Raw genomic sequence first — 11,396 nt, 5'->3', positions numbered from 1 at the left:
TTAGGAACTAGTATCGTTGACATCGTAGAAAGTGGCGTTAGCGTATTAGGTAAAATCTTCGGTTTCTAATACACGATTAATTATTGGCCAGAGCGAATGCTCTGGTCTTTTTTTGTGCCATTTTATTTGTTACTATTTTATTAAAAAAGATTGTTAATAAATAGGAGATTTGAATATGAAATTCAAAAATATATTATTTGATTTCGACGATACATTAGTGGATTTTTATGATGCTGAGAAAAAAGCGTTTTACAATTTAGCGCAGAAATATAATCATCAGCCAAGTCAACAGGATTTCGAACATTTTAGGAAAGTGAACCAAGCCCATTGGGAAGCATTTCAACAAAATAAATTGACTAAAGATGAAGTGCTGTCACAACGATTTATTAATTATTTTAATGACTATCATATTCATGTAAATGGAAAAGAAGCTGATGAGTGCTTTAGAGCTGAATTGGCAAAGGCACCGGTTAAATTATTTGATCATACATTAGAAGTTATACAACAATTAAAATTAAATCATTCTCTATATATAGTAACCAATGGTGTAACAGAAACACAGCTACGACGAATTGCTCAGACACAATTTAATGAAATATTTCAAGACGTCTTTATATCTGAACAAACTGGATTTCAAAAACCGATGACAGAGTTCTTCGATTTTGTTTTTGAACATATCGGAGAGAATAACAGGAATCAAACTCTGATTGTGGGAGATTCTTTAACGTCTGACATTTTAGGTGGTAAAAATGCTAATATATCAACATGTTGGTTTAATATCAGACAAAAAGAAAACCATACGTCTATTCAACCGGATTATATCATTAATGACTTATCAGAAATGGTTCACATTGTTGAGTGAATAGTAGAGAAAAAGACAATTGAAGAAGTATAAGTTGAGCCAACGCTTGTAAAATTTATCACTACAAGTGTTGGCTCAGTTTAATTGATATATTATTGTTACGACATTATGGATTCCATATTAGGATGTCGTGCCCTTCAGGATTTTTGGTTGCTACATCTTTAAAACCTTGTTTTAAAAAGAACGCTTTTGAGTTATTTCTAGCAATAGCTTTAATTGGTTTTTTATTTTCTTTAGCAAAGTTTAATAGTTGCTTAGCATATCCACGTCTTTGGTAAGTATCTAATACTTCTAATTTCCAAAGTAGAATATAGTCATTGCTATTAGGAAAATAAGTTTCTTCTACTTCCCCTTTATCAAGTAATGCCATTCTCGCAACTAATTTATTACCAACAAAAATTCCATAAAAAGGAGAATCGGAACTTGCATCAATCATTTGTCCCTTTAACTCCTCAATCATATATAGGTTCTTGTTACCAAATTCTCTGAAATCAGCGAAAAGCTCATCAGTTTTGTAATTGATTTGTAAATGTTTAACTTCACCCATATCGTTTCCCCCTTTGTTTCTTTATTTTATTATACCCTCTTTAAAATGCTTTTTCATTTAATAATCATACTTGGTTGTTTTGTCAAAAATTTAGATAAATTAATGTATAAGCCGTTAAATTGTCAATAAGAAATATAATCTTTATACTATATGAGGAATAGTGATAATGAAGGAGTAAAAACATGAAGTGTAATACGTTAAAGTTAACTGAACAGGATCAGTTCATTAATAAAATAAAAAATAGTGAATCTCAAATTACATCTTTTTATGAATATGATGCAGCGCAAAAAGAAAGCTTTGATAGAAGATTAAAAACACCTAATAACGGAAGGGAATTTCATTTATCACGAGTGATTAAATCTTACATGAATGAATTAAATTTAACACATCAGCAACTGAATAACATAGATGCTTTAGCTGATGGTGCAAAAGTAGTGATTGGTGGACAACAAGCTGGTCTTTTTGGGGGTCCACTGTATACGTTTCATAAGATTTTCTCAATTATAACTTTAAGTCGTCAACTTTCTGAGGAATACGATACGCCTATTGTACCTGTGTTTTGGATTGCTGGTGAGGACCATGATTTTGAAGAGGTAAATCATACGTATGCATTCAATAATAAAGAAACTACTTTGAAAAAAGTAAAGTATCATACGATGACACCACCAGATAGTAATGTTTCAAGATATACTCCTGATAAGAACGAATTAAAAGCATCATTAAATCACTTTTTTAAAGAAATAAAGGAAACTGTACATACTCAAGATGTTTATCAAATGTGCGTCAATATTATTAATCAATATGATTCATGGACTGATATTTTTAAGGGATTGATACATGAAGTGTTTAAGGATTATGGCATTCTACTCATTGATGCTCAATACCCTGAATTAAGACAGATGGAGAAACCGTTGTTTAAAGAGATATTAGAAAAGAGGGATCAAGTCGATCAATCTTTTCGTGAAACTCAGATACGAACAACTCAACAACAACTTCCATCAATGATACAAACAGAGACAAACACGCATTTGTTTATCCATGAAGACGGAATGAGACAGCTTTTAAATTTTGATGGCACTTATTTTAAACTGAATAAAACTGAGAAACGTTACACGAAACAAAATTTATTAGATATCATAGAAAGAGAGCCTGAAAGAATTTCTAATAATGTTGTTACACGTCCAGTTGTAGAGGAATGGTTGTTTAACACAGTAGCATTTATCGGAGGTCCAAGCGAAATCAAATATTGGGCAGAATTAAAAGGTGTCTTCGATACGTTAAATGTAGAAATGCCTATTGTTATGCCAAGATTAAGAATCACGTATTTATATGCTAGAACTAAAAAGTTATTAAAACAATATAATTTATCAATAGAGTCTGTCATTGCAAATGGAGTAGAACAGGAACGTCAACGTTTTGTTCGTGAAAAAGCGTCAAATAATTTTATAAATGAAGTAGAAGAAATGAAAACTCAGCAACAAGAACTTTATAATAATTTATTAACTTATGTGGAAAATAACTATGACAACCAACTTCTTTTAGAAAAAAATAATCAAATTCATCTCAATCAATACGATTATTTAATCAAACGATACCTACTGAATATTGAAAGAGAAAATGATATAAGTATGCGACAGTTTAGAGAAATCAGTGAAACACTCCATCCAATGGGTGGTCTACAAGAAAGAGTTTGGAATCCACTTCAAATTATGAATGATTTTGGGATAGATGTGTTCAGTCCCTCCACCTATCCACCACTTTCTTACTCGTTTGATCATTTGATTATAAAACCTTGATATGACAGTGTTTTTACCCGTTTTATCTTAAAGATAAAACGGGTTTTTTTGTGTTTGAGCAAATTATTTGCACCTTTTTTGTATAATTAGTGGAGGATAGTGGGGAGATGTGGTAAATTATAAATAAGGTGAGGTGATAAAAATGTTCATGGGAGAATTCGATCATCAATTGGATACAAAAGGACGTATGATTATACCGTCCAAGTTTCGTTATGATCTAAATGAACGTTTTATTATCACAAGAGGCCTTGATAAATGTTTATTTGGTTACACTCTAGAAGAGTGGCAGCAAATTGAAGAGAAGATGAAAACCTTACCTATGACAAAAAAAGACGCGCGTAAATTTATGCGTATGTTCTTCTCAGGTGCTGTAGAAGTAGAATTAGATAAACAAGGGCGTATTAATATTCCGCAAAATTTAAGAAAATACGCCAATTTAAGTAAGGAATGTACAGTAATTGGTGTTTCAAATCGTATTGAGATTTGGGACAGAGAAACTTGGAATGATTTCTATGATGAATCTGAAGAAAGTTTCGAAGACATTGCTGAAGATTTAATAGATTTTGATTTTTAAATGGAGGAATTTAAATGTTTCATCATGTGAGCGTCATGTTAAACGAAACCATTGATTATTTAAATATTAAAGAAGATGGTGTGTATGTTGACTGTACGTTAGGTGGAGCAGGACATGCCCTCTATTTACTTAATCAATTAAATGATAAAGGTAGACTTATTGCGATTGATCAAGATTTAACAGCCATAGAAAATGCGAAAGAAGTTTTAAAAGAACATTTGCACAAAGTCACTTTTGTTCATAACAACTTTCGAGAATTAACAAATATTTTAAATGAATTAGAAATTGATAAAGTAGATGGTATTTATTATGACTTAGGTGTTTCAAGTCCTCAATTGGATGTGCCTGAAAGAGGTTTCAGTTATCACAATGATGCGAAACTTGATATGCGAATGGATCAAACACAATCACTTTCTGCATATGAAGTAGTTAATCAATGGTCTTATGAAGCATTAGTTAAGATTTTCTATCGTTACGGCGAAGAGAAATTTTCTAAACAAATTGCACGTAGAATTGAAGCCCACCGAGAACAACAACCGATTGAAACAACTTTAGAACTAGTTGATGTCATTAAAGAAGGCATACCAGCGAAAGCAAGACGGAAAGGGGGACATCCTGCAAAACGCGTGTTCCAAGCTATTCGAATTGCTGTGAATGATGAGTTGTCAGCTTTTGAAGATTCAGTTGAGCAAGCCATTGAATGTGTGAAGGTCGGAGGTAGAATATCAGTAATTACTTTCCACTCTTTGGAAGATCGTTTGTGTAAACAAATTTTCCAAGAGTTTGAGAAAGGTCCAGATGTACCAAGAGGTCTACCTGTTATTCCTGAAGCATATACACCTAAGTTAAAACGAGTGAATCGCAAACCGATTACCGCTACTGATGACGATTTAAACGAAAACAATCGAGCACGTAGCGCCAAGTTACGCGTAGCAGAAATATTAAAATAAGGAGTAAGTATAATGGCTGTAGAAAAAATTTATCAACCTTATGATGAAGCGACACAAACCAGTATCCCACAAAGACAACCACAATCGAGTCCTGAAAAACAAACCGTTAAAAGAAAAGTTGTTGTTCAACTTACTAGATTTGAAAAAATTTTATACATAGCATTAATAACTGTAATTGCTCTAATAAGTATTTATATGCTATCTTTAAAAATGGATGCGTACGATACGCGAGGAAAAATTGCAGATTTGGATCAAAAAATAGAGAAACAATCTAGTGAAAACAGCGCATTAAAGTCTGAAATTAAGAAAAATTCTTCATATGAACGCATTTACGACAAGGCTAAGAAGCAGGGCATGAGCCTAGAGAACGACAATGTAAAGGTAGTGCGTAATAATGGCGAAGCGAAAAATTAAAATTAAAAAAAATAAAATAGGAGCAGTCCTACTTGTTGGTTTATTCGGACTGCTCTTTTTTATATTGGTGCTAAGGTTTTCTTATATAATGATTACTGGCCACTCCAATGGTCAAGATTTAATTATGAAAGCCAATGAGAAATATTTAGTCAAAAATTCTCAACAACCAGAACGAGGTAAGATTTATGATCGTAATGGTAAAGTTTTAGCAGAAGATGTAGAAAGATATAAACTTGTTGCAGTTGTGGATAAAAAAGCAAGTAAAGAAAGTAAAAAGCCTCGACACGTGGTTGATAAAAAAAAGACAGCAAAAAAATTAGCTGAAATCATAGATATGGATGCTGATGAAATAGAAAAACGACTTAATAATAAGAAAGCCTTTCAAATCGAATTTGGTCAGAAAGGTACTAATTTAACTTATCAAGAAAAAGAAAAAATAGAGAAAATGAAATTACCTGGTATAGCACTTTACCCAGAAACTGAGCGCTTTTATCCTAATGGTAATTTTGCTTCCCATTTAATAGGGATGGCACAGAAAGATCCTGATACTGGTGAATTAAATGGTGCATTAGGTGTTGAAAAAATATTTAATAGTTATTTAAATGGATCAAGAGGTGCACTTAAATATATTCATGATATATGGGGCTACATTGCACCTAATACGAAGAAAGAGCAACAACCTAAACGTGGAGACGATGTACACTTAACAATTGATTCTAATATCCAAGTCTTTGTGGAAGAAGCGCTTGATGACATGGTTGAACGTTATGCTCCAAAAGATTTATTTGCAGTAGTAATGGACGCAAAAACTGGTGAAATACTTGCATATAGCCAACGTCCGACTTTTAATCCTGAAACAGGTAAAGATTTTGGCAAAAAGTGGGCGAACGATTTATATCAAAATACATATGAACCGGGCTCTACTTTTAAAACATACGGCTTAGCTGCAGCAATTCAAGAAGGTAAGTTCAAACCGGATGAAAAGTATAAATCAGGTCATAGAAATATTATGGGCTCTGAAATTTCCGATTGGAATAAAACTGGTTGGGGACGTATACCCATGTCGTTAGGTTTTACTTATTCATCAAATACATTGATGATGCACTTACAAGATTTGGTTGGTGCTGATAAAATGAAATCTTGGTATGAACGCTTTGGATTTGGCAAAAAAACGGGTGGTATGTTTGATGGAGAAGCTGCAGGTAATATTGGTTGGGCAAATGAATTACAACAAAAAACGTCAGCATTTGGTCAATCAACAACTGTTACTCCTGCTCAAATGATTCAAGCACAATCGGCATTCTTTAATAAAGGAAATATGCTTAAACCATGGTTTGTAAGTAGTATCGATAATCCAATAACTAAAAAGAATTATTACTCTGGTAAAAAAGAGTTTGCCGGTAAACCAGTAACGCAAGAAACAGCCAATAAAGTTGAAGAAGAACTTGATAAAGTAGTAAATAGTAAGAAGAGTCATGCCATGAATTATCGCGTAAAAGGTTATGATATTGAAGGTAAGACAGGAACAGCACAAGTAGCTGATTCAAATGGAGGCGGTTATGTTAAAGGTGAAAATCCTTACTTTGTAAGTTTCATGGGGGATGCACCTAAGAAAGATCCTAAAGTCATTGTCTATGCAGGTATGAGTCTTGCTCAAAAAAATGATCAAGAAGCATATGAAATGGGTGTGAGCAAAGCATTTAAACCAATTATGGAGAATACGCTGAAATATTTAAATGTTGGAAAATCTAGTGATACTTCATCAAAAACTGACTATAGTAAAGTGCCTAACGTGCAAGGAGATGAAGTTCAAAAAGCAGAGGATAGCGTCAATGCTCAATCTCTTAAACCTATTACGATTGGTAATGGCAAACAAATTAAACAACAATCAGTTAAGTCAGGTACCAAAGTCCTACCGCACAGTAAAGTAATGTTAATGACAGACGGGGAATTAACAATGCCGGATATGACCGGATGGACAAAGGAAGATGTACTTGCTTTTGAAGATTTAACGAAAATTAAAGTTTCTACTAAAGGTAATGGATTTGTCACGAATCAAAGTATCTCAAAAGGTCAAATCATTAAAAATAAAGATAAGATAGAAGTGTCATTATCTGCTGAAGATACGGATGATGACCAAGAGAAAACTGATGAGGACTCTTCGGATAAAAAATCAAAGAAAGATAAAGTTGATGAGGATAATTCAAATGCGTCTTCATCAAGTAAGAATGAAAAGTCGAACGCCGACTCGAAAAATGATTCTGATGACAGCACAAATGAAACATCAGGTTCTGAGAGAAATAATTAATTTAAGAGAACTTGATATCAACAACAGGTTGGGATTAACATTTTAGGGATTAGCTCACGAATGGTCCCAACCTTATTTAATAAATAGATAATGTCGTATATTAAAATAAAACAAAAACTGATAAAATATTAAAGGTTATTTACAAATAAAAAGAACTAAAATTAGAAAGTGAAGAAAAGGAGATTTATATGATCTTTATATACGCGATCATCGCATTACTGATAACATTTATTTTAGTCCCAATACTTATTCCAACATTGAAACGTATGAAATTTGGACAAAGTATCCGTGAAGAAGGGCCTCAAAGCCATATGAAAAAAACAGGTACACCTACTATGGGTGGGCTTACATTTTTAATTAGTATTATAATTACCTCCATCATTGCAATTATCTTTGTAGACCATTCCAATCCTATTATTTTGTTACTATTTGTAACAATCGGTTTTGGTCTTATTGGATTTATTGATGACTATATTATTGTAGTTAAAAAGAATAACCAAGGATTAACTAGTAAACAAAAGTTTCTAGCACAAATAATTATTGCAGTTATATTTTTTGTGCTAAGTGATGTTTTTCACCTTGTACATTTTACGACAGATTTGCATATTCCATTTGTGAATTTTGATATTCCGTTGTCATTTGCTTATGTGATATTTATTGTCTTTTGGCAAGTTGGTTTCTCAAATGCTGTAAACTTAACAGATGGCTTAGATGGATTGGCAACTGGTTTGTCAATAATAGGTTTTGCTATGTATGCTGTAATGAGTTACATGTTAGATTCACCGGCTATTGGCATATTTTGTATTATAATGATTTTCGCTTTACTAGGTTTCTTACCTTACAATTTAAATCCAGCGAAAGTTTTCATGGGAGACACAGGAAGTCTTGCTTTAGGTGGTATTTTTGCGACGATTTCAATCATGTTGAATCAAGAATTATCATTAATATTAATTGGTTTTGTGTTTGTAGTTGAGACATTATCTGTAATGTTACAAGTAGCCTCATATAAATTAACGAAGAAACGTATTTTCAAGATGAGTCCTATACATCACCACTTTGAATTAAGTGGTTGGGGTGAATGGAAGGTAGTAACAGTATTTTGGACGGTAGGTTTAATTACAGGATTAATAGGTTTATGGATTGGAGTGCATTAAATTGCTAAATTACACTGAATTAGAAAATAAAAATGTTTTAGTAGTAGGCTTAGCAAAAAGTGGATATGAAGCGGCGAAACTTCTCCTTAAATTAGGTGCTAACGTTAAAGTCAATGATGGAAAGGATCTTTCACAGGATGCACATGCTAAAGATTTAGAATCTATGGGCATTGAGGTAATTAGCGGTAGTCATCCTTTTTCTTTATTAGATGATGATCCCATCATTGTGAAAAATCCAGGTATTCCATATACTGTATCAATTATTGAAGAAGCAGCAAAAAGAGGGCTTAAAATCTTAACAGAGGTTGAACTTAGCTATTTAATTTCTGAGGCACCAATCATAGCAGTTACTGGAACTAACGGTAAAACAACTGTCACTTCACTAATCGGTGATATGTTCCAAAAAAGCGTGTTAACTGGACGGCTTTCTGGAAATATTGGTTATGTAGCCTCAAACGTTGCACAAGAAGTTAAATCAGATGAGTATTTAATAACAGAATTATCATCTTTTCAATTATTAGGTATTGAGAAATATAAACCACATATCGCTATCATTACAAATATTTATTCTGCACATTTGGATTACCATGAAACGTTAGAGAACTATCAAAATGCTAAAAAGCAAATATATAAAAATCAAACTAAAGATGATTATCTCATTTGTAATTATCACCAAAGACACCTAATTGAATCAGAAAATCTAGAAGCAAAAACATTTTATTTTTCAACACAGCAAGAAGTTGATGGGATATACATTAAAGATGGTTTCATCGTTTTTAACGGCATTCGCATTATTAACACTAAAGACTTAGTACTACCGGGAGAACATAACCTGGAAAATATTTTAGCAGCTGTATTAGCATCGATCATTGCTGGTGTGCCAGTCAAAGCTATTGTAGATAGTCTTGTTACTTTTTCTGGTATTGATCATAGACTTCAGTATATTGGTACAAATCGCACAAATAAATATTATAATGATTCAAAAGCAACTAATACTTTAGCGACTCAATTTGCGCTTAACTCTTTTGATCAACCAATTATTTGGTTGTGTGGTGGATTAGATCGTGGTAATGAATTCGATGAACTTATTCCTTATATGGAAAATGTACGTGTGATGGTTGTTTTTGGAGAAACACAAGATAAATTTGCTAAATTGGGAAATAGTCAAGGTAAGTATGTGATTAAAGCAACAGACGTAGAGGATGCTGTTGATAAAATTCAAGATATAGTCGAGCCCAATGATGTTGTTTTATTATCACCAGCTTGTGCAAGTTGGGATCAGTATCATACATTTGAAGAACGTGGTGAGAAGTTTATCGATAGATTCCGAGCGCACTTGCCATCATACTAAGGAGTGTGAATGCTCATGGAAGAGAATAAAAATCAACCTAATAATGAGAATATGTCGAATAAAGACGATAATACAATCCATTTGAATGATAGTCAAAGTAATGAAGACTTAGAGCTTTTTAGACGGAATAAAAACGCTCGCCAACGCAGAAGACGTCGCATAGATAACCAAAGTAAAGAAAAAGATGCTACGTCTACACAATCACAGTTAGAAACTAAACCTATGGATAAATTTATTGATAATCACAAGTCGCATAATCAAGATAAAGAAATAAAAAGTGATTTAATTGAGGATAATGTTAATGATGAAGATGACAATCAAAAATATAATAATGATAAATTAAATGATCGTAGTGTTCAACAAACAAGCGAAACGCGTCAAAGTAATGAAGACGAAGAGGAATTTCTAGCTGATCATCAGAGCGAAAAACAAACTAAAGACTCTCGTCATTCTAAAAAACATAAATTACTAAGTAAATTTACTTCTAAAAAAGAAAAGGAAACATTTACATCGTTCAATAGTAATGAGAAGGTAACTCAAATTAAACCGCTTAGTTTAGAAGAAAAAAGAGCCATAAGACGTAAAAAGCAAAAAAGAATCCAATATACAATTATCACACTACTCATTCTTATCATTGTTCTCATTTTACTCTATATGTTTACACCACTAAGTAAAATATCAAATGTAAATATTAAAGGTAATAACAACGTAAGTACGAGTAAAATAAAGAAAGAACTTAACGTTACTTCACGTTCACGAATGTATACTTTTAGTAAAAATAAAGCGATTAGGAACTTAAAACAGAATCCTTTAATCAAAGAAGTTGATATTCATAAACAATTACCAAACACGTTAACTGTTAACGTGACTGAGTACCAAATTGTTGGTTTAGAAAAAAATAAAGATAAATATGTGCCAATTATAGAAGATGGTAAAGAATTAACAGAATACAAAGATGAAGTTTCACATGATGGACCTATCATTGATGGGTTCAAAGGAGACAAAAAAACACGAATTATAAAAGCTTTATCTGAAATGTCACCTAAAGTGAGAAACTTAATAGCAGAGGTGAGTTACGCACCAGCTAAAAATAAACAAAGTCGCATAAAGATTTTTACCAAAGATAATATGCAAGTCATTGGTGACATTACAACGATTGCAGACAAAATGCAATATTATCCTCAAATGTCACAATCATTAAGCAGAGATGATTCTGGCGAACTTAAGACAAATGGGTATATTGATTTATCGGTTGGAGCGTCATTTATTCCTTATCAAGGTTCATCAACTGTTCAATCGGGTACAGAACAAAATGTAACCAAGTCAACACAAGAAGAAAATGATGCAAAAGAAGAACTTCAAAATGTGTTGAATAAAATTAATAAACAATCTAAAGAAAATAATTAAAAAATTTCGATAATAGTATGTGTTTATAGTTCA

At 32.4% G+C, this 11,396-nt stretch carries 11 protein-coding genes; 10 read left to right on the top strand and 1 reads right to left on the bottom strand.

Translation table 11 applies throughout. The features are described 5' to 3' along the window. On the top strand, positions 1-69 hold a 69-nt coding region (locus tag HMPREF2663_RS06780; RefSeq protein WP_049319224.1), incomplete at its 5' end, for a beta-class phenol-soluble modulin. A 106-nt stretch (positions 70-175) separates the two neighbouring features. Continuing rightward, positions 176-862 carry a YjjG family noncanonical pyrimidine nucleotidase gene (locus tag HMPREF2663_RS06775; RefSeq protein WP_002475936.1) on the top strand — a complete coding sequence of 229 codons (687 nt, stop codon included), beginning with the start codon at positions 176-178 and terminating at the stop codon, positions 860-862. A 106-nt stretch (positions 863-968) separates the two neighbouring features. Here HMPREF2663_RS06775 and HMPREF2663_RS06770 read toward each other — a convergent pair whose 3' ends face one another. Further along, the gene (locus tag HMPREF2663_RS06770; RefSeq protein WP_002457412.1) at positions 969-1,409 is read right to left on the bottom strand and encodes an N-acetyltransferase; all 441 of its coding nucleotides are present in this window, start codon (positions 1,407-1,409) and stop codon (positions 969-971) included. Positions 1,410-1,591: 182 nt separating this feature from the next. Between HMPREF2663_RS06770 and bshC the strand changes: the two genes are divergently transcribed. From bshC to HMPREF2663_RS06730, 8 genes are all read left to right on the top strand, one after another. After that, positions 1,592-3,205: a bacillithiol biosynthesis cysteine-adding enzyme BshC gene (gene bshC / locus HMPREF2663_RS06765; RefSeq protein ID WP_002490490.1), complete on the top strand. Its 1,614-nt coding sequence runs from the start codon at positions 1,592-1,594 to the stop codon at positions 3,203-3,205. Between the two features lie 142 nt (positions 3,206-3,347). Beyond that, entirely contained in the window at positions 3,348-3,779 is a 432-nt protein-coding gene (mraZ, locus tag HMPREF2663_RS06760) for a division/cell wall cluster transcriptional repressor MraZ (protein WP_001830185.1), read from the top strand. A 14-nt stretch (positions 3,780-3,793) separates the two neighbouring features. Continuing rightward, entirely contained in the window at positions 3,794-4,729 is a 936-nt protein-coding gene (rsmH, locus tag HMPREF2663_RS06755) for a 16S rRNA (cytosine(1402)-N(4))-methyltransferase RsmH (RefSeq protein WP_002446223.1), read from the top strand. A 12-nt stretch (positions 4,730-4,741) separates the two neighbouring features. Beyond that, positions 4,742-5,143 carry a cell division protein FtsL gene (gene ftsL, locus HMPREF2663_RS06750; protein ID WP_002446224.1) on the top strand — a complete coding sequence of 134 codons (402 nt, stop codon included), beginning with the start codon at positions 4,742-4,744 and terminating at the stop codon, positions 5,141-5,143. Further along, positions 5,124-7,451 carry a penicillin-binding protein gene (locus HMPREF2663_RS06745; protein WP_002475929.1) on the top strand — a complete coding sequence of 776 codons (2,328 nt, stop codon included), beginning with the start codon at positions 5,124-5,126 and terminating at the stop codon, positions 7,449-7,451. Before ftsL ends, HMPREF2663_RS06745 begins: the two co-directional genes overlap by 20 nt. A 188-nt stretch (positions 7,452-7,639) precedes the next feature. Further along, positions 7,640-8,605, top strand: coding sequence for a phospho-N-acetylmuramoyl-pentapeptide-transferase (gene mraY, locus HMPREF2663_RS06740; RefSeq protein ID WP_002446226.1), 966 nt, complete (start codon positions 7,640-7,642; stop codon positions 8,603-8,605). A gap of 1 nt (position 8,606) precedes the next feature. Next, a complete protein-coding gene (gene murD / locus HMPREF2663_RS06735) occupies positions 8,607-9,956 on the top strand; it encodes a UDP-N-acetylmuramoyl-L-alanine--D-glutamate ligase (protein WP_002475926.1) in 1,350 nt (449 codons plus the stop codon). Positions 9,957-9,971: 15 nt separating this feature from the next. Beyond that, on the top strand, positions 9,972-11,363 hold the full coding sequence (locus HMPREF2663_RS06730; protein ID WP_070846079.1) for a cell division protein FtsQ/DivIB: 1,392 nt from the start codon (positions 9,972-9,974) through the stop codon (positions 11,361-11,363). Positions 11,364-11,396 lie beyond the last annotated feature (33 nt).

The organism is Staphylococcus sp. HMSC077D08, from assembly GCF_001837945.1.
Lineage (GTDB): Bacteria > Bacillota > Bacilli > Staphylococcales > Staphylococcaceae > Staphylococcus > Staphylococcus epidermidis.
This window is presented reverse-complemented; position numbering and strand designations above follow the sequence as displayed.